The sequence below is a fragment of the Nocardia donostiensis genome, from assembly GCF_002081715.1.
Classification (GTDB): domain Bacteria; phylum Actinomycetota; class Actinomycetes; order Mycobacteriales; family Mycobacteriaceae; genus Nocardia; species Nocardia donostiensis.
The window spans coordinates 58,155-75,976 of the sequence record NZ_MUKP01000017.1 but is presented as its reverse complement, the minus strand read 5'-3'; the positions used below and the strand labels follow the sequence as shown (position 1 = coordinate 75,976).

The 17,822-nt window shown below is 66.2% G+C and carries 19 protein-coding genes; 9 read left to right on the top strand and 10 right to left on the bottom strand.

Features of this window, described 5'->3' with window-relative positions; all coding sequences use genetic code 11:
• Nucleotide 1: 1 nt before the first annotated feature.
• Entirely contained in the window at nucleotides 2-877 is an 876-nt protein-coding gene (locus tag B0T44_RS13665) for a cyclase family protein (RefSeq protein ID WP_077120109.1), read from the bottom strand.
• Between the two features lie 542 nt (nucleotides 878-1,419).
• Between B0T44_RS13665 and B0T44_RS13660 the strand changes: the two genes are divergently transcribed.
• Nucleotides 1,420-2,253, top strand: a complete 834-nt coding sequence (locus tag B0T44_RS13660; RefSeq protein WP_081512097.1) for a FadR/GntR family transcriptional regulator — start codon at nucleotides 1,420-1,422, stop codon at nucleotides 2,251-2,253.
• Between the two features lie 661 nt (nucleotides 2,254-2,914).
• Nucleotides 2,915-4,183, top strand: a complete 1,269-nt coding sequence (locus B0T44_RS13655) for an NADH:flavin oxidoreductase (protein WP_077120111.1) — start codon at nucleotides 2,915-2,917, stop codon at nucleotides 4,181-4,183.
• Between the two features lie 156 nt (nucleotides 4,184-4,339).
• On the opposite strand, the gene catC is transcribed toward B0T44_RS13655, so the two are convergent.
• Genes catC through catA form a run of 3 tightly spaced genes read right to left on the bottom strand, consistent with a single transcriptional unit; the run spans nucleotide 4,340 to nucleotide 6,643 of the window.
• Nucleotides 4,340-4,630, bottom strand: coding sequence for a muconolactone Delta-isomerase (gene catC, locus B0T44_RS13650; protein ID WP_077120113.1), 291 nt, complete (start codon nucleotides 4,628-4,630; stop codon nucleotides 4,340-4,342).
• 11 nt (nucleotides 4,631-4,641) lie between these two features.
• Nucleotides 4,642-5,763 (bottom strand): muconate/chloromuconate family cycloisomerase, encoded by a 1,122-nt coding sequence (locus B0T44_RS13645; protein WP_077120115.1) that lies wholly within the window; start codon nucleotides 5,761-5,763, stop codon nucleotides 4,642-4,644.
• 31 nt (nucleotides 5,764-5,794) lie between these two features.
• Entirely contained in the window at nucleotides 5,795-6,643 is an 849-nt protein-coding gene (gene catA / locus B0T44_RS13640; RefSeq protein ID WP_077120117.1) for a catechol 1,2-dioxygenase, read from the bottom strand.
• Nucleotides 6,644-6,777: 134 nt separating this feature from the next.
• Between catA and B0T44_RS13635 the strand changes: the two genes are divergently transcribed.
• Entirely contained in the window at nucleotides 6,778-7,548 is a 771-nt protein-coding gene (locus B0T44_RS13635) for an IclR family transcriptional regulator domain-containing protein (RefSeq protein ID WP_077120119.1), read from the top strand.
• A 12-nt stretch (nucleotides 7,549-7,560) separates the two neighbouring features.
• Here the strand turns inward: B0T44_RS13635 and B0T44_RS13630 are convergent, their stop codons facing one another.
• The 6 genes from B0T44_RS13630 to B0T44_RS13605 all read right to left on the bottom strand — a co-directional run bounded on the left by B0T44_RS13630 (nucleotide 7,561) and on the right by B0T44_RS13605 (nucleotide 12,519).
• Nucleotides 7,561-8,181: a response regulator transcription factor gene (locus B0T44_RS13630; protein ID WP_077120243.1), complete on the bottom strand. Its 621-nt coding sequence runs from the start codon at nucleotides 8,179-8,181 to the stop codon at nucleotides 7,561-7,563.
• Nucleotides 8,182-8,282: 101 nt separating this feature from the next.
• Complete coding sequence (locus tag B0T44_RS13625) at nucleotides 8,283-8,840, bottom strand: nuclear transport factor 2 family protein (protein ID WP_077120121.1); 558 nt, start codon at nucleotides 8,838-8,840, stop codon at nucleotides 8,283-8,285.
• A gap of 33 nt (nucleotides 8,841-8,873) precedes the next feature.
• Nucleotides 8,874-10,160 (bottom strand): amidase, encoded by a 1,287-nt coding sequence (locus B0T44_RS13620; protein ID WP_077120123.1) that lies wholly within the window; start codon nucleotides 10,158-10,160, stop codon nucleotides 8,874-8,876.
• A complete protein-coding gene (locus B0T44_RS13615) occupies nucleotides 10,157-10,426 on the bottom strand; it encodes a hypothetical protein (RefSeq protein WP_077120125.1) in 270 nt (89 codons plus the stop codon). The genes B0T44_RS13620 and B0T44_RS13615 overlap by 4 nt, the downstream gene beginning before the upstream one ends.
• Nucleotides 10,402-10,959 carry a flavin reductase gene (locus tag B0T44_RS13610; protein WP_077120127.1) on the bottom strand — a complete coding sequence of 186 codons (558 nt, stop codon included), beginning with the start codon at nucleotides 10,957-10,959 and terminating at the stop codon, nucleotides 10,402-10,404. The genes B0T44_RS13615 and B0T44_RS13610 overlap by 25 nt, the downstream gene beginning before the upstream one ends.
• Before the next feature lie 78 nt (nucleotides 10,960-11,037).
• Nucleotides 11,038-12,519 (bottom strand): PAS domain-containing sensor histidine kinase, encoded by a 1,482-nt coding sequence (locus tag B0T44_RS13605; protein WP_077120129.1) that lies wholly within the window; start codon nucleotides 12,517-12,519, stop codon nucleotides 11,038-11,040.
• 170 nt (nucleotides 12,520-12,689) lie between these two features.
• On the opposite strand from B0T44_RS13605, the gene B0T44_RS13600 reads away from it, so the two are divergent.
• From B0T44_RS13600 to B0T44_RS13575, 6 genes are read left to right on the top strand one after another with little or no spacing between them, the layout of a single operon-like run.
• Nucleotides 12,690-13,850, top strand: coding sequence for an acyl-CoA dehydrogenase family protein (locus B0T44_RS13600; RefSeq protein WP_077120131.1), 1,161 nt, complete (start codon nucleotides 12,690-12,692; stop codon nucleotides 13,848-13,850).
• A 29-nt stretch (nucleotides 13,851-13,879) separates the two neighbouring features.
• The gene (locus B0T44_RS13595; protein ID WP_077120245.1) at nucleotides 13,880-14,245 is read left to right on the top strand and encodes a hypothetical protein; all 366 of its coding nucleotides are present in this window, start codon (nucleotides 13,880-13,882) and stop codon (nucleotides 14,243-14,245) included.
• A 22-nt stretch (nucleotides 14,246-14,267) separates the two neighbouring features.
• Nucleotides 14,268-15,545, top strand: a complete 1,278-nt coding sequence (locus B0T44_RS13590; protein ID WP_077120133.1) for an aromatic ring-hydroxylating oxygenase subunit alpha — start codon at nucleotides 14,268-14,270, stop codon at nucleotides 15,543-15,545.
• Nucleotides 15,538-16,050, top strand: coding sequence for an aromatic-ring-hydroxylating dioxygenase subunit beta (locus B0T44_RS13585; RefSeq protein WP_077120135.1), 513 nt, complete (start codon nucleotides 15,538-15,540; stop codon nucleotides 16,048-16,050). The genes B0T44_RS13590 and B0T44_RS13585 overlap by 8 nt, the downstream gene beginning before the upstream one ends.
• The gene (locus tag B0T44_RS13580) at nucleotides 16,047-16,787 is read left to right on the top strand and encodes an SDR family NAD(P)-dependent oxidoreductase (protein ID WP_077120137.1); all 741 of its coding nucleotides are present in this window, start codon (nucleotides 16,047-16,049) and stop codon (nucleotides 16,785-16,787) included. Before B0T44_RS13585 ends, B0T44_RS13580 begins: the two co-directional genes overlap by 4 nt.
• A gap of 8 nt (nucleotides 16,788-16,795) precedes the next feature.
• Complete coding sequence (locus B0T44_RS13575) at nucleotides 16,796-17,752, top strand: PDR/VanB family oxidoreductase (protein WP_077120139.1); 957 nt, start codon at nucleotides 16,796-16,798, stop codon at nucleotides 17,750-17,752.
• The last annotated feature ends 70 nt before the right edge of the window (nucleotides 17,753-17,822 follow it).

Below are 17,822 nucleotides of genomic sequence, written 5' to 3'. Positions count from 1 at the left end.
GTCAGACGATGGCGATCGGGCGGATCGGCGACCCGGTCCCACCGCGAATCGACAACGGCAGTGCTACGAACAGAAAACTCGTCACCGCTTCGGCGGCCAGCTCCTCGCAGTCGACCCACTCCATGATGTGAATTCCCCGTTCCTGCAACAGAAAAAGGTGTACAGGCAACGGGTTGCCTGCCACCGAGGATGGACGCACCTCGAACGACTGGGTGTCCGCGCCCACATAGCGGACCCCGTGCTCGGCCAGCCAGCGGGCCCCGTCCACGTCGACGCCGCTGCCGCCGCTTTCCCGCCGGATCCGCTCGACGTCGGGCCAGAATCGCATCTGACCGGTTCGGACCAGCACCGCGTCGCCGGGCCCGATCTCGACGTCGGAGCGCCGAGCGGCGCGCGCGAGATGTTCAGCACCGACCGCAAACCCCGGCGGCAATGCATCGAGCCCGAGCAGCCCCGGTATGTCCAGCAGCACTCCCCGGCACACGATCGGCTCGAGCGCCGCCGCATCGCCGCGCCGGGCACCGTAGTCTCCGACTGCGTCGGTCGCCGAAATCCCGCCGTGCCATTCGTCGTTCGGTCCCTTCGTCACGTGACACAACGCGTCGATGTGGGTTCCGGTGTGCAGGCTCCCGGAGACCAGCTCGGAAACGTAACCGAACTCGACCGCGTTGGTCTCCGGATCGTCGAACGGGAAGCGCCCGTCGACCCGCTGTCCGCTGGGGGAGTTGTAGGTGACGACCTCGAAACGGGGGTAGCCCTCGAAGTTCGGCATGTGGCGCCACCAACCCGTCGACAGGTCGTAGATCCTTCCTGCCCGCGGCATACTCAGCGCGTGGATGAGCGCATCGCCACGAACCGATCCGATTGGTGCGTTCATTGCTGGGCTCCTTTACGTGGGGTCGAGCGCGGCTCAGGTCGTCACCGGCATCGACCAGCTTGCCGAGTGACCTCCAGGTCACGACGACGGAGTAGGTGAGCAGCGAGCACATCGCGACGCCGAACACCACCGCGGTGATCAGGTCGCTCACAGGGACCTGATCGGAAATAGAGTTCACTGTCCTCGACATCGTGCAGGCGTGCGGCGCAACACGCACTGTTCTGAGATGGTCAGGACAACCAGGGTACGAGGAAGTATAGGATACTCAATAAAGCTTGTCGAGACCTTCGTCACGTTCTTGTCGAGGTCTCGTGCTCTACGTGCTTTCTGCCTCTACTAGGGCGATAATAGCCAGCTGAACGGTGTGGATACGCATTACTGACCCTCGTAACAGCCCTCGGGTGCGCGACTGGACACCAACGGATTCGGCTTGAGGTGGGAATTGCTACTGATATAGAGGATCCTCATATGTACTGCTGTGTAAAGAGTGGACCGAGCTATTAGGTGCACTTAAAGGAAGTCGCTGCCGGTAGTATCGACCCATGGCCGGTGGACAGAAGAACAGCGCGGCGAGCGCAGGTCGTGGCAGGCAACGGTTGGCCGAGACGGTCGCCGAGCGCATCGAGAAGGACATCATCGCCGACGGCTGGCGCACCGGAACGATCCTCGGCTCCGAGTCCGAGCTCATCGAGCGATACGGCGTCAGCCGCGCGGTCTTCCGGGAGGCGGTCCGGCTCGTCGAGCACCATCAAATGGCCAGCATGCGGCGCGGCCCCGGCGGTGGGCTGGTCGTGACCGAACCGGATCCCGGCGTCGTTCGCCACGCGGCGCGGGTGTATCTGCGCCACGCCGAGGTCACGCGCGAGCAGTTGTTCCAGGCGCGGATGGCACTCGAACTCGCCGGGGTTGTCGCAGCGACGGAACGATTGACCGAAGCGGGGATCGCCCGCCTCAACGACGCCTTGCACACCGAGCAGGAGCTGGTGACGCACGGAGTGACGACCGGTCACTTGCGGAATCTGCACAGCGAGATCGCCGAGCTGACCGGCAATCCCGCCATCAGCCTCTTCGTCGAGGTCCTCGCCCAACTCGACGAAGAGATGGTGCAGCAGGGCTGGGACAGGCAAGTACCCCAGTCGGACTGGACAGAACGAGTGGCCGCCTCGCACCAGGCGCACGAGGCGATCGTCGCGGCCATCACCGCAGGCGACGCTGCCCTGGCCCAACACCGGATGCGCAGGCATCTCCAGGCGATCTCTGCACTGCTCGAGGAGTCAGGCCCCTCCGATCGCGGCGAGCGCGAGCTCGCGACACCCGGTGCTCAGGACGGCGCAAACAAGCACAGCTCGAACAGTCCGACGGTAGCCATCACCTGAGCCACCCCCAGTCGAGTTATCGCATAGGGCCCGCCGATTCCGAGAGATGCTGCCGCCGAAGGGCATTGACGTATGTGGCCGAGCCTGATCTGCAGCCGAGAGCAACGATGACGACCTGCGTCGAGCGCATTGCGGCGCCGGTCCATTCCTTACATTCGGTGACTGTTGCATCAAGGCGTTCAGGGACGAGGGACGGCGTGTACCGCTGAATCCAGACCGTACGACTTGGCATCGTCGCGAGTAACGAAATCCGCTTCCGTCGGCGCCGTGCGGATGCCGTGACAAGTGGGTCCGGCCGCGCCGAGAGTGGGCGCGACCTGCCTAAGAGTGCGCTCCTGCGGTGTGTCCGCGAGCAGATCGAGGACTCGTTCTTGCGGCGGCGACTTTCGATCGACGGGCGCACGAGTTTCCCGCTCACCGGTACCGGCTATTGGTTCGGCGCAACGCGGGCGCTTAGTGTCGATCTGATTTCCATATCGAACGTGGCCGCCCAGCTGGGGCGGCCCGTCGTCGGCGCCGATTCGGGAACACAGCCTCCGTACGAATGCCGTTCCGTGACCACCGACGGTGACCGCATCACCATCTGGCTCGCGCCGCGACCCGCGCAGTGCGGCCAGGAGAAAGGGAATCTTCGTGAAAACTATTCGGAAGGTCGGCGATCATGCCCTCTGATCACGCAACCACGAACCGCGCATCCGACCCCTTCGAGCCGACCACGCTCGGTCCGGTGCGGCTACGGAATCGGTTCATAAAGGCCGCCACATCGGAGGGGCGTTCGCCGGACGGCCTGGTCACCGATGATCTGATCGACTTTCACCTGGCCTTCGTGCGCGGCGGGGTCGGGATGACAACGGTAGCGTACTGCTGCGTCGCCCCCGAGGGGGCCAGCGCTCCGGGCCAAATCGTGATGAGTAGCGCGGCGCTACCAGGGCTGCGGAAGCTGACCGACGCTGTTCACGCCGCGGGTGGGGCGATCTCCGCGCAGCTCGGACACGCGGGGGTGGTGGCGTCGAAGAAGATCACCGGCGTCACGCCGATGTCGCCGAGCAAGTTTGTCAATCCTTCGTCCTTCGAGTACTGCCGCCGGATCGAACGCCACGAGATCGAGATGGTGGTCGACCAGTTCGGGCGAGCAGCCGAGGTGGCCGTTGCGGCGGGGTTCGACGCAGTGGAACTACACTTCGGGCACCTGTACCTGCCGAGTTCTTTTCTCAGCCCGAAGATCAACCGGCGCAAGGACGAATACGGCGGCAGCATCGAGAATCGGTCCAGGTTCGCCCGCGAGATCGCCCAACGCGTAAGGGAAGTCGTCGGCGACCGTATCGCGGTGACCGCGAAACTGAGCATGGACGACGGCATACGCGGCAGCATCTGGCTCGACGAGTCGATTCAGACCGTTCAGATGCTCGACCGCGACCGCAACCTCGACGCCATCGAGCTGACGCAGGGATCCTCGGTATATCACCAGATGTACCTCTTCCGCGGTGACGTGCCGATCGACGGTTTCGCCTCCGTCCAAAAAGAGCCGTTCAAGACTGGTGTGAAGCTGTTCGGACGCAAGATGCTCGGCGAGTATCCCTACGAGGACCTGTACATGCTCGAATCCGCGCGCCAGTTCGTGCCCGCGGTGGAGCACACGAGCCTGATCCTGCTGGGCGGAATCAACAACCTGCAGCATGCGCGGCGAGGGCTGGCCGAGGGCTTCGACTTCGTGGCCATGGGTCGCGCGCTCCTGCGTGAACCCGACCTGGTCGACAAGATGCAGGCGGAGCCGACCACCAACGGCCGCTGCAATCACAACAACCGATGCATGTTCACCGTCTACGGTCGCACGCACTGCGTGCTCGACCCGCAGCAGGTGACCGCAGCTCCGGTTGACGACGCCACGACAGAGTTCACCGCACGCGCGCACAGCCGACCACGACATTGATCAGGTTGGCCGTCCGTGCAGATTGGTCCGGTGGCATGCCGCGTTGAGGTACTTGCCGGCCGGACCGGTCCGGTACTCGGCGTCGGACAAGGCGGTGGCAATGGTGTGGGATTCGTTGCCGCGGGCGCGGCAGGTTTCGAAGCCGCGGTGAAGATGTCAGGACGCTGCGCCGACGGCGGATGGATGCGTGGTCAGCGGCAGGATCTCGATCGTCATATAGGGGAACAGCGGCAGGTTCCAGAGGATCTCGTGCAGTTCCGCGGGGGAGTCGACGGCGAATACGCTGATGTTGCTGTATTGGCCGACGATACGCCAGATGTGCAACCACTTACCTGCGCGCTGCAGCTCCTGGGAGTACTTCTTCTCGCGGGCGACGATGTCGGTGCGCACGGCCTCGTCGAGGTCACGCGGGATGGCGACGTCCATCCGGACGTGATACAGGTGCATGCTGTCCGTTCCTAGTTCCTGGTCCACCGTTTGACGGCGTCCATGTTCAGTTCCACCCCGAGCCCGGGTCCGGTGGGCAGGTGCACCTGCCCGTCGGCGTAGCTCAGCGGCTCCTGCAGCAGTTCCTCGCTGAACAGCAGCGGGCCGAAGAGCTCGGTGCCGAAGTCGATTCCGGGTTCGGCGCAGGCGAAATGAATCGAGGCGGCTGTGCCGATCGGCCCCTCGATGGAGGTTGCGCCGTGGCAGGCCAGGCCCGCAGCGCGCGCGACGGCCACCACCTCGCGGCTGCGGCGCAGGCCACCGCATTTGGTGGTCTTGACGGCGATCACGTCGGCGGCGCCGCGACGGGCGACCTCCAGCGCGTCGTGCGGGGTGTGCACGCTCTCGTCGGCCATCACCGGGATCGGCAGCAGCGCGTTCAGCTCCGCCAGAACCTCCAGCTGCTGGCCGGGCGTGGGTTGTTCGATCAGCTCGACACCGCCGTCTGCCAGCTTCGGCAGGTACCGCAGCGCGGTGAGCCGGTCCCAGCGTGCGTTGACATCGACGCGTACGCCTGCCTGCCCGGCGAGAGCTTCGGTCACCCGCAGTACCCGAGCGGTGTCGGCGGCCGGATCGAGTGCGCCCATCTTGAGTTTGAAACTGAAATGCTTGCGGTCGGCGATCTTCTCCTGCGCCTCCGCGATGATCTCCTCGACCGGCGCCGATCCCAGTGCCCAGGTGACGTCGACGCTGGACCGGAACGCACCGCCCAGCAGGGTGTGCACCGGGACGCCGAGGCAGCGTGCCCAGGCGTCGTGCAGCGCGACGTCGACTGCGGCCTTGGCGAAGCGGGCCGAGGCCACCACCCGTTCGATATCGGCCATGATCCCGGTGATCTCGTCGACTCGGCGGCCGAGCAGCACCGGGACGATGTAGCGCTCGACGATGGCCTGCATCGTCTCGACCGATTCACCACCCCACCAGGGCCCACCGGGTACCACGCCCTCGCCGTAGCCGGTGACGCCGCCGCCGGTGGTGATTCCGACGAGCAGGATCGGCTGGGCGTCCATCGAGGTGGTGGCGAACTTGTGCGGGCGTACCAGCGGTACGTCGAGAACGGTGGTCTCGACCGAGACGATCGACAGATCTGACATCGATTCTCTTTCTGGGCGGAGGCGAAACGGATCAGGCGGGGTCGAGCGCGAAGTTGTAGGTCACCCGGTTGATACCGTCGTCGCCGGTGACCGGGTCGAGGATCAGCTCGGGTTTGGTGGCGGAGGCGACGTCGCTGTCGAGCCATGCACCTCCGCGGAAGTACAGCTGGGTGGTCACCGATTCCTTACCAGGGGCCGACACGATGAGGTGCAGGTGCGCGGGCCGCCACGGATGCCCGTTCTGGGCTTCGATGAACGCGCCGGTCGGGCCGTCGGTCGGGATCTGATACGGCGCGGGCTGAATGGTCCGGATCGAGTACCGGCCCTCGGCGTCGGTGATGATGGTGCCGCGCAGGTTCCACTTCGGCAGATGCGGGGCGAACTGGGAGTAGTAGCCGTCGGCATCGGCGTGCCACAGCTCGACTTCGGCTCCGCCCAGGCCGTTGCCGTCGAGGTCGGTGACCTGTCCGGCGAAGATCAGCGGGGTCTGCGTGCGGTCTTCGTCGCGCATCGGCAGCTCGCACTCGGCGGGTAGTTCCGGCGCGTTCGGGACGTAGTAGGGGCCCTCGATGCTGCCCTTGGTGCCGCGGCGGCTGCGCGCGAGAACCTCCTCCACGGCGTGCTCGATGAACACGTCGAGAAACAGTGGCCATTCGCCGCCCTCGCCCACGTCGATCAGCCACTGTTTGAACACGCGGTACTCGGGATACGTGACGCCGTGATCCAGGATCACCGTGTGCAGCGCGGTCAGGGCGTCGTGGGCGATGGCCGCCAGGCGTTCCGGGGAGGTGTCGGCGGTGATCCGCTCGCCCTTGAACTTGTCGGTGGCGGCGGTGCCCGAGCCGAGCGCGGTGGGCGAAACGGATTCGGTGGTGGTCATGTCGTGCTCCTCGGAGAACCGGGGGAAGGGAAGAAGAGAAAGTACGCTATGCGTACTAGAATGCCGCAATGCGTACCAATTACTGTGCGTGTGGTCACAAGGTTTTGTCAAGACGGGAACGGGATCGGGCTGGAATGAGCGACAACGAACGCGACTACATCCAGAGCATCGAACGCGGTTTCGCGGTACTGACCGCATTCGACGGCGACCGGCCGAACCCCACGCTGGCCGAACTCGCGAATGCCACCGACCTGGCCAAGCCGGTGGTGCGGCGCATTCTGCTCACGCTGCAGCGGCTCGGCTATGTGGCCAATTCCGGCACGCGCTGGTCGCTCACGCCCCGCGTGCTGAGTATCGGGCAGCACTATTCGGCGACCCACACGCTGCTGGAACAGGCGATGCCGCATCTGCTCGCGGTAGCCGAGGAATTGCACGAATCGGCATCCCTCGGTGTGCTCGACGGCCCGGATGTGGTGTACGCCGCCCGCGTTCCGGTGCGGCGGATCATGAGCATCAATGTGTCCGTCGGTACCCGAGTGCCCGCCTACGCGACCTCGATGGGCCGCGCGTTGCTGGCATGGGCGCCGCGGAATCTCGTCGACGAGGTGCTCGCCCGCACCGAGTTCCGCCCGCTGACCACCGCAACGATCACCAGCGCGGAACAACTCGAACACGAGCTCGCCCTGGTCCGGGAAAAGGGATATGCGCTCACCTCCGAGGAACTCGAGAAGGGACTTATTTCGATCGCCGTACCGGTACGCGACCAGTCCGGCGAAGTCGTCGCCGTCATCGCCTGCTCGACCTCGACCGGCCGGACGACGCCGGAGGATTTCGAGCGCAGCGCAGGCGCCTGTGTCTCGGCAGCAGCCGCCGAGCTCAGCCGCGGACTGGGCTGGACGCCCTGACCACCATCGAGGTCACACCGCGACCCGGTACGCGAGAATGTCGCGCACGAGCGTGCCCAGGCTCTCGGCCGCAGTTTTCGCTTTGATCCGGGCCCGGTGCACATCGACGGTCTTCACACTGGTGCCGAGCCGGCTCGCGATCTGCTGGCTGGACCGGCCCTCGATAACGAGCCGCAGTACGTCACGCTCGCGGGGAGTCAGGCTCTCCAGCCGCGCCTGGACCCGGAGCCGGTCGGCTCGCTCGGCGAACAACCGCACGGCAACCTGCAACTGCTCCTGGACCACCTCGAGTATCCGCTGAGGTTCGTACGGCTTCTCGAGGAAGTCGACCGCGCCAGCCCGCAGTGCCCGGACCGACATCGGAATATCGCCGTGCGCCGAACAGAAAATGATCGGCGCCGGATAGTCGCGCTGGTTGAGCTGCTCCTGTAACTGGAATCCGCTGAGCCCTGGCATGCGCACATCCACGATGACGACACCTGCCTCGTCGAAGTCCACCTCGTCCAGGAACGCCGTCGCCGTCGCGTACGTCAGTGCCTCGATGCCCACGCTCTGCAGCAGGAAAGCCAGCGACTGCCGCAGGTCCTCGTCGTCGTCGACAACATGAACGACGGGGGCGGGCTCGTTGTCCATAATGGTCAACTCTACTGCTGGGCCGAAGTGCCGCCCGGATCCGCAATTCTCCGGCCACCCGGCGGTGCGCGCCGGTTGCGAATCCGCGGCCGTCCGGAAATTCATGGTTTCATCAGGACCGATGTCGTCGGGAAGCTGTCGGCGAAGTTCGCAGGAAGCGGCGCGACGAATACGTTCTCGGTCCGAGTCCGGGCGATCTTCCAGACCCCGTCGATTCTGCGGAACTCATTGTTGAGCCGGCTGGAGCGCAGCAGCGCGCTGCCGTCGGAATACAGCCACGGCTGCATGTGTATCCATTGCCCGACTGCCGAATCCCCATCCACCCGGATCTGTTCCGCGGTGAGATAGTGCGCGTTGAGCACCAGCCCTGGCTCGCGCTCCGGGCCCCAGAACCGCTCGAAATGAGCGCGGATGGCATCGCGCCCGACCAGCCGGCCGAACTGGTTGTCGTAGTACTCGCCGACGCCTTCCCACACGGCGTCCTCGGCATAGAGGTCCATGATCAGATCGATCCGGCGGGCGTCGTCATCGACACCCGCCTCCGGGCAGGGGGTATCGCACAGGAACATGTAGCGCGCCTGCAGTCGGCGGACGTCGGCCTCGCCCTCCAGCGTCTCGATCCGCCGGATCAGGTGCGCGATGGTATCCGCGTCGGTCACGATATCTTCCTCTCACGGGTCGGGGTCGTGGGGTTACCGCACATCCGCGGGGGTTGCCACGGCACGGTGAGTGCGGGTGCGGGCCTGGATCCAGTCGGCCACCCGCAAGAGAGCGGCCTCGGCGTTCGGTGCGCCGACCACCTGGACGCCCAGGGGCAGGCCGTGCCGATCCCGCAGGCCGGGCACGGTGATCACCGGCAGGCCGAGCGCCTGCCAGGCCCGGCTGAGCACCGGGTCGCCCGTGGCGTCCAGCCCTTCGGGAGCGGGACCCGGTGCTGCCGGGCCTACGATGGCGTCGCAGCTGCCGAGTAGGTTCAACACCTCATGGCAGGTTTCGTCGACGACGCGGCGGGCCTGCCTGTACTCGCGCTCCGAGGTCCGCGCGCCGGTGCGCAGCAGGTCGGCCAGCGGCCGGCTCAGCTCGTCGGCCCGGGCAAGCTCGGCAGTGCGTTCGCGGGCGGCTTCGTAGGCCATGACCACCCGATGCGCGGCGGTGGCCGCGGCGATCGCGTGTTCGGCGCCGAAATCCGTGACAACCGCACCGTCGGCAATCAGCCCAGCGCGCAGCGAGGCGAGCGCCTCCGACATGGCAGGCTCCACCACGCCCAGGGGTTCCGCGCTCCAGAACGCGACGCGAGGCGGACCGGCAGGGACGTTCAGGGGATCGGGCACCGACCGCAGCGCCGACCACGCGCAGGCGAGGTCACGCACCTCGGCAGCGTAGTAGCCGTGGCTGTCCAGGCTGTGCGCGAGCCCGGTGATGCCGTCGGTCGGCAGCAGGCCCCTGGTCAGCACCATCGCCGCGACCCCGCAGTAGGAGGCAGGCCGGGTGACCGAGCCCGCGGTCTGCGAGCCCAGCGCGAGCGGCACCTGCCCGGAGGCAACTGCGGCGGCAGATCCGCTCGACGATCCGCCGGGGGTGTGTGCCGGTGCCGCCGGGTTTCTGGTGGGACCGGGGGAGAAAAAGGCGAACTCGGTGGTGACCGTCTTGCCCGCAGGCAGCGCACCTGCCGCACGCCACTTCCGCACGATCGTCGCGTCCGCCGAGGCCGGATCGCTGCCCACTCGGAGCGCGGACCCGCACTGAGTGGGGTATCCGGCCACATCGATGATGTCCTTGACGCCCAGAGGAATTCCGCACAACTGTCCGGCAGGTGCGGACAACTGCGGGCGGGGGCCGCGGGTCACCCAGGCGGCGAGGACGTCCTCGGTCTCGGTGATCCGCCGATCGGAGGTTTTCCACGCGTCCGCTGCGCTCAGCCGACCGGCCGCGATCGCGTCGACCAGGTCGCGCAGCGACCACGGGGCATAGAGGTTCACTGATCGCTCCAGGCCGCGTCGGCCGACCAGTAGTCCATACCGCTCGCGCTGACCGCGTGGCGCCATTCCGAGGTCCGGCGCAGGCTGGGCTCGGCGACGGCGGTGACCCGATCGGCGGCGTCGGGGCCGTCTTCCTTGACCTGCCAGTGCACCCAGTTCAGTTCCCGGCCGTCCGCGTCGTGCATGAACAGATCGACGTGCCGCCAGCCGTAGCCGTGGGTGTCGTTGTAACACATCAGGGTCAGGCGGGCCTGCGAGTCGTCCATCCGGTGCTCTCCTGCTCGGTGTGTGCGCGGTCGTCGATGCCGACGCTGTGGAAACGACGCTGGAAATAGACGAGTGCGTCGGAGTTCTCCCGGACATCGACCCGGTCCACACTCACCATGAAGATCGAATGCGAGCCCTGAGTATGGGCACTGATGATCCGGCCGACCACCCGCGCGGCAGCGGTCCGCAGCATCGGGATGTCCTCGGTGTCGTGATCCCACATCGCCCACTCGAACCGCTCGGCCATGGGAACGCCGGTGCCTCCGGCGAAATGGCCGGCGAGCTCCTCGTCGCAGGAACTCAGGACATTGACGCACAGACGCTGGTTCCGGCGGAAGATGCCGTGGGTGTAGCTGGATTGATTGACACAAACGAGGATCGTGGGCGGCGAATCGGTAACGGAGCATACGGCGCTGACGGTGATACCTGCGCGACCACCCGGTCCGTTGGTGGTGACGACGTTGACTGCGGCCGAAAGATTCGACATCGCAGCTCGGAAGTCACGCTGCTCGGCGGTCAATTGCTTGGTCATGGAATTGACGCTACGAGTGATCCACGCCTCGAGGTATCGAGATTTCCTTCGCGCGGTCTGAAGGTTTCCCCTATGCGATCAGGGTGCCGGTAGCACGAATCCGAAGACCGACCCGCCCCCGTCGGCGGGGCGGCACCAAATGGTGCCGTGCTGCCGGGTGATTATCCGATAGCTCAACGCCAGACCGATTCCGCTGCCGTGTGATTTCGAGGTGAAGGATTCCAAGAACGGATCGCGCGGCACACCGCGGCCGTGGTCGCGGACGGTGAAACAGCCGCCATCGTCCCAGATCTCGGTCGTGAGCAGGATGCGCCGCGCCTCGGCTGGGCACTGCGCCATCTCATCGATGGCGTTGAAGCACAGATTGACGATGACCTGCCCGGTGAGGACCCGCTCGCAGCGCACGTCGACTGGTGCGGGGGAGAGGTTCAGTTCGACCCGGACCCCGGTCTGTTCGGCGCGCAACCGCACGAAGTAGAGGCATTCGGCGACGATGTCGTTCAGGTCGGCCACCTGCTCGACCTGTTCCAGATGCCCGACGAACGCGCGCAGGGTGGCCACGATGGTCGCCGCCCGGTCGATCTGCTTACGGGCCGCATCGAGGCCGAAGGTGACGCGGCGGTCGAGCAAATCCCCACCCGGTAGGTGCGATCGGATCCCCGCGACATAGTTCCCCGCAGCCGCCAGCGGCTGACCCAGTTCGTGCGCGATCGCCATCGCCATATCGCCCATGACGTTGTAGCGGGCGAGGTAGTTCTCCCGCTGGAGTTCCAGGCCCCGCTTCTCCTCGTCGCGGACCCGATCCGACACGTCGTGCACCAGCATGAGGAATGCCGTCACCCCGGCCTCGTCCAGTCGCTCCAGGCTGCCGTCGAGCCAGGATGTCATACCGGCAGGCTGCCCGACTTCGAGCCGCACCGATGCCACCGGATCGGCGTCCTTCGCCACCGCGTCCCACTCGATGCGCCTGCCACCCCGGTGCAGGTGGGCATAGCTGGTGAGGCGAGGTCCGGCCGGGGGCTCTGCTGCCGGGTCGAGACCGAGGCGGGTGAGCGCGGTGTCCGTGGCGAAGCGGATCTCACCGGCCTCGTCCAGCACGAACGCCATGGTGGATGTGTGCCGGGCCAGCGCGTCGACATATGTGGTGGTCAACCGTAGGGCCCGTTCGGTGCGCTGCTCGTGCTCGATATCGCGGAACTGCACCATCACTGCAGGTCCCTGCTCGAGTGCGATTCGGGTGGCGACCGCGTCGGTGGGGATCACCCGGCCGGTCTTGGACCGGTAATGCCATTCGATCCGGCTGGTGCCGTGCTCGACGGCGTCCTGCAGCCAGGCACGGCCGATGACCCGGTCGTACTGCTGGGCGGAGCTGCTCATGTCATCGGCCTTCAGCGGCCGGATCTCGTCCAGGTCGAAACCGAGCATCGCGCACGCTGCCGGATTGGCCCAGAGAATGTTCTTGGTCTCGGCGTCGTGCACGAGCACGCACATCTCGGCGGCATTCATCATGGTGACGAAATCCGAGACGACCAATTCGGGAGCACGCGCATCGACGGACATCGCGCCAGCGTAGCTTTTCCGCCCGGTCGGGTTCCGATGGTTTGCAGGCGACTGAAGAAATCCCTTACGCGTGTGGTGGTTCACACCCCGTCGGGCGCGGGCTTTACCGATGTTCGTGTGAGCGCGATCTCCTTACGGTCGAAGGACAGGCCCAACGACGACAGGAGCAGGTGATTGTGTCCACCTCGGAAGCCACGGCGCCGCGCGCGGCAGGCACGGCGATTTTCGATGATGTACTCGCCGAGCTCGCCGAGCGGCGGCAGGAGTTCCGCGACCAGAAATACGTTTCGCGGGATTTCATTGCCCGGTTGAAAGATGCCGGTATCTACCGGGCTTCGACTCCGCGGCGTTTCGGTGGCGAACCGCAGGCTCCCGCCGAATTCCTGCACACCATCGAGCGTATTTCGGCGGTGGACGGCTCGACCGGCTGGGTCGCCAGCTTCGGTTCGGCTCTGGTCTACCTGGCGGCGCTCCCGCTGGACACCCAGGCCACGTTGTATGCCGACGGCCCCGACCTCGTGTTCGCCGGCGGGCTGTTCCCGGTCCAGCCTGCGCCGGAGGTCGACGGCGGCTTCCGGGTCAGCGGCCGGTGGAAGTTCGCCAGCGGCTGCATGGGCGCCGATGTTCTCGGTGTCGGTATTCCCGGTGACGCGAGCACCGCAGGCAAACCTCGCACCGCATTGCTGCGCCCCGGCGACGTGGAGATCGTTCAGGACTGGGACGTCGTCGGCATGCGCGGCACCGGATCGTTCGATCTCGTCGTGAACGATGTGGTGGTGCCCCGCGAGTGGACCTTCGTCCGCGGCGGTGAACCGACGGTCGACGAACCGCTGTACCGGTACCCGGCCATCGCCTACGCGGCCCAGGTACTGGCTGTGGTCGGTGCCGGGGTGGCGCGGGCCGCTCTCGACTATGCGGTGGAGACCGGCGCGGGACGGGCCGGGATCACCGGGGCACCGAAGCTCGCCGACCGCCCGTACTACCGGACGGCGGTCGCCGAGGCGGAGGCCGCGCTGCGGTCGGCGCGCGCGTACTTCTACGAGATCACCGAACAGGTGTGGGAGACGGTGCTGCGGGGCGATTCCGCCACGCCCGAGCAGAACGCCCACCTGCGGCTCGCGGCATGCCATATCGCCTCGACCGCGGCGTCCGTGGTGAACCGCATCGTCGAGATCTCCGGCACCGGCGCGATCTTCCACGACCACCCGCTGCAGCAGTGGGCCGGTGATGCGCTGGTCCCGCAGCAACACGCGTTCCTGGGACCAGGTGTGGTGGACGCCGCAGGTGCCGTCCTTATGGGACTACCGCCGACTATGCCCGGTTTCCAGTGACAGACAAGTTTATGACGAAGGAAACTTTCGTGACCGACACCCCGCTGCGCGTTCTCTTCTGTATCGGCATCAACCAGAACTTCTTCGATCTGCCGGAAGGGGGAGTCACCTCGGCGGATGTGTGGACCGCCTTCGTCGCGCTGAGCGACGGCATCAAAGCCCTCGACGGCATCGACTTCATCGGCGATATCGACGACGACTCGACCATGGTCGGGCCGTCCGATGGCTGGCCGTGGACGTGCTACCTGCTCGCCGATGCCGACAGCCACGACACCGTCAAGGCCGCCTGCAACCTCGTGCGAACCATTCAGGTCGGCACGAGCGACTGGAAGCTGTGGAAGTTCCTGAAGATCGAGGCCCGCATCGGGCGCGCGCTCACCCCGCGACAGTACTGACCTATTCACGCCAGGAGGCACCATGACCGCGTACAGCGCAGCGCCCGCCGATCTTGTTTCCGGGGATCGGGTGGCGGCGCGGATGTATACCGATCCGGAGATCTTCGAGCTGGAGATCGCCAGGATTTTCGAGAGCACCTGGATCTGGGTGGCTCATGAGTCCGAGCTGCCGAAGCCGGGCAGTTTCAAGTCCACGTATGTGGGCAGGCAGCCGGTGATCGTGACCCGTAACCGCAAAGGGCGGATCAATACTCTGCTCAACCGGTGCAGGCACCGTGGCGCGAGCGTGTGCGAGCAGCGTCAGGGGGTGGCCAACGGGTTCACCTGCCCGTATCACGCCTGGTCCTACAGCCTGGACGGGCAGCTGCGCGGGATCCCGTACCCGGAAGGCTACGAGGGCGTGGTGGAGAAGGGTGACCTGTCGCTGCGCACACTGCGTACCGAGTCCTACGGCGGAATGGTTTTCGCCACCTTCGCCGAGGACATCGAACCCCTCGAGGACTTCCTCGGCGACGCCAAACTGTGGATCGACCGGTTCATGAAGCAGGGCGGCGGCTACCCGATCAAGGTGCTCGGCACACACCGGTTCACCTTCCACGGCAACTGGAAGATCCAGCTGGAGAACACCACCGACGGCTACCATTTCCCGATCGTGCACCGTTCGTGGATGGCCTCGGTGGACGCCGAGACCGCCGACATGATGTCGTTCATGACCGACCCGGAGGCGTTGACCCACAATCTGGGGCACGGGCATTCGGTGATGCAGATGGTGCCCGAACATTCGGATCTGGATGCCGACGACGGGAGCGAGCCGTTGCAGGCCCGCTTCGACGACCTGGTCGCCGAGTTGCAAACCACCGGGCTCGACGACGCCGCGATCCGGAAGCTGGTACGCGCCATGCACGGCACCGGATTCAACCTCAACCTGTTCCCGAACGTGTCGATGTCGGCGGCGTTCTTCCGGGTGCTGCGCCCCGTCAGCGTGGACGAGACAATGATCGAGCACATCGCCATCGGCCCCGACGGGCCTGCCGAGATCGTGAACCCGGTGAACCGGGCCCGGTTGCGGGTGCACGAGCATTTCCAGGGGCCCTTCGGGTTCGGCACCCCCGACGACGCCGAGGGCTGGGACCGGGTGCAGCGCGGCGCCCAGGGTGACCCCGATATGCCGATCCTGATCAACCGCGGCCTGGCCAGGGAGAAGCCGAGCCCGGAGGGCTGGCCCACCTCCCATGTCACCGACGAGACCGGTATGCGCGCCGCCTACTCCCAGTGGAAGCAGATGATGAGCGATGACTGAAACCTCGAGCACACACGCCACTGTCACCGATACGCGGGTATCGCGGGCTATCGAATTGATCTGGCGGGAAGCCGATCTGCTCGACCGCAAGGACTACCACACCTGGGAAAACCTCTACACCCCCGACGGGCACTATGTGGTGCCGATCGACCGCAGCACCAGCGAATTCGACGATACCCTCAACATGATCTACGACGACGCCCGCATGCGGCGGATGCGCGTGGTCCGGATGACCGAGGGCTACGCCATCGCCGCCGTCGACGCCGCCACCACCACCCGTACCGTGTCGCGCTTCGTCCCCGAGCACGTGACCGACACCGAGGTACACCTACGCGCCGCGCAGATCCTCATCGCATTCAAGCGGGGCAGGCACGACATCTGGGCCGGCGACACCGAATACAAGATCCGGCTCGGCGAAACCCCGGCCGATGACCGCATCGCCTTGAAGGTTATCCGGTTGATCGACAGCGAAGACGCCGTCCCCGCCGCAGGATTCCTGCTGTGACGCCGCCGGTCGCCGTCGTCACCGGGGGCGCCAACGGCCTGGGCGCGCACATCGTCCGGCGGCTGCACGCCGGCGGTCACGCCGTCGCCGTCGCCGACCTGGACGGCGCAGCCGCCGAGGCGCTGGCCGCGGAGCTGACCGGCGCTATCCCGGTGCGCAGCTACCAGGTGGACGTCGCGGACAAGTCGTCCCTCCAACAGTTGCGCACCGCCGTAGTCGCCGACTTCGGCGGGGTGCAGGTGCTGGTGAACAATGCCGCGCGCACCCAGGCCCGCCCGCTGATGGAGATCACCCCCGAGGAACTCGACTCGGTCATGGCCGTCGGGTTCCGCGGGACGTTCCAGGCCTGCCAGCTCTTCGGCGCCCATATGGCCGCACGCGGCTACGGCCGGATCGTGAACATGGCCTCGCTGGCCGGCCAGAACGGCGGTACCGCCACCGGTGGGCACTACGCCTCAGCCAAAGGCGCGGTCATGTCGCTGACCAAGGTGTTCGCCCGCGAACTCGCACCGTCCGGAGTCACCGTGAACGCTGTCTCACCCGGTCCGCAGGATTCGCCGATCGTGCGCAGCATCGTCGGGGAGGACAACCTCGACACCTTCGCCAGATCCATCCCCGTCGGTCGTCTCGGCGACCCGGCGTTCATCGCCGACATGGTCGCCCTGCTCGCGTCGCCGGCCGCTGCGTCGGTCACCGGGGCGTGCTGGGACGCCAACGGCGGTCTCTACATGCGTTAGGAGCGACCGTGCCCACTATCAAAGTGACTGTTTCCGAGATCGTTGCCCAGACGCCGAATATCCGGTCGCTGCGGCTGGTCCGGGAGAACGGGGCACCGCTGGGCCCCTACCGCGCCGGTGCGCACATCGACGTGACCGGCCCGACCGGCATCCTCCGGCAGTACTCGCTGTGCGGGCCGCCGTCGGAGACCGAGGCGCTGACGATCGCGGTGAAACGCGAACCGGAATCGCGCGGCGGGTCCGCGGCGCTGCACGAGGTGCGCGAGGGCGAGATCATCGAGATCGGCGAACCGCGCAACATCCTGACCGTTGCGCCCGACGCCGACCGGCATGTGCTGATCGCCGCGGGTATCGGGGTCACCCCGCTGCTCAGTATGGCGTACGAGCTACACGCCGCCGACGCCGATTTCGCGCTGATCTCCTTCACGCGCAGCCGCGAGGAAACCGCCTTCCTCGACCTGCTGGAGAACCGGGCGGAGTTTCGCAACCGGGTGCACCTGCACATCGGGCTCTCCCGGGACGAGCAGCGGAGCGTGCTCGACGCCGTGGCCGCGACACTGACCCGCACCAGTGCGGTCTACATCTGCGGACCGGCCGGGTTCATGGAGACCGTCGCCGGGGTCGTGACACCCGTGGTCGGCGAAACCAGTATCCACATCGAGCATTTCGAAGCCGCCGAGGTCGACACCTCCGGCGACACGGCCTTCACCGTCGAACTCGACACCGGTGAGAGTTTCGAGATTCCCGCGGACCGCTCCATTCTGTCGGTGCTGGAGGAAAACGGTATCGATGTCTTCAAGTCCTGCACGGAAGGCATCTGCGGCTCCTGTGTGTCGAATGTGCTCGAAGGCGAACCCGAACATCGCGACAATTGCCTGTCCGCCGCCGACAAGGCCGCCGGAAATCAGATGGCGCTCTGCGTCTCCCGGTCGAAATCGCGCAAACTCGTCATCGAGTTGATCTGAACGGTGGACGAATAAAGGAATTCCGTATTCGCGGCTGGAATTGTTCTGATGTTCCCCGTCACATCGTCGT

What these genes read in the sequence shown, in the direction of transcription:
- B0T44_RS13665 (WP_077120109.1), bottom strand. Translation starts at nt 877, where the DNA reads ATGAACGCACCAATCGGATCGGTTCGTGGCGATGCGCTCATCCACGCG.
- B0T44_RS13660 (WP_081512097.1), top strand. Translation starts at nt 1,420, where the DNA reads ATGGCCGGTGGACAGAAGAACAGCGCGGCGAGCGCAGGTCGTGGCAGG.
- B0T44_RS13655 (WP_077120111.1), top strand. Translation starts at nt 2,915, where the DNA reads ATGCCCTCTGATCACGCAACCACGAACCGCGCATCCGACCCCTTCGAG.
- catC (WP_077120113.1), bottom strand. Translation starts at nt 4,630, where the DNA reads ATGCACCTGTATCACGTCCGGATGGACGTCGCCATCCCGCGTGACCTC.
- B0T44_RS13645 (WP_077120115.1), bottom strand. Translation starts at nt 5,763, where the DNA reads ATGTCAGATCTGTCGATCGTCTCGGTCGAGACCACCGTTCTCGACGTA.
- catA (WP_077120117.1), bottom strand. Translation starts at nt 6,643, where the DNA reads ATGACCACCACCGAATCCGTTTCGCCCACCGCGCTCGGCTCGGGCACC.
- B0T44_RS13635 (WP_077120119.1), top strand. Translation starts at nt 6,778, where the DNA reads ATGAGCGACAACGAACGCGACTACATCCAGAGCATCGAACGCGGTTTC.
- B0T44_RS13630 (WP_077120243.1), bottom strand. Translation starts at nt 8,181, where the DNA reads ATGGACAACGAGCCCGCCCCCGTCGTTCATGTTGTCGACGACGACGAG.
- B0T44_RS13615 (WP_077120125.1), bottom strand. Translation starts at nt 10,426, where the DNA reads ATGGACGACTCGCAGGCCCGCCTGACCCTGATGTGTTACAACGACACC.
- B0T44_RS13610 (WP_077120127.1), bottom strand. Translation starts at nt 10,959, where the DNA reads ATGACCAAGCAATTGACCGCCGAGCAGCGTGACTTCCGAGCTGCGATG.
- B0T44_RS13605 (WP_077120129.1), bottom strand. Translation starts at nt 12,519, where the DNA reads ATGTCCGTCGATGCGCGTGCTCCCGAATTGGTCGTCTCGGATTTCGTC.
- B0T44_RS13590 (WP_077120133.1), top strand. Translation starts at nt 14,268, where the DNA reads ATGACCGCGTACAGCGCAGCGCCCGCCGATCTTGTTTCCGGGGATCGG.
- B0T44_RS13585 (WP_077120135.1), top strand. Translation starts at nt 15,538, where the DNA reads ATGACTGAAACCTCGAGCACACACGCCACTGTCACCGATACGCGGGTA.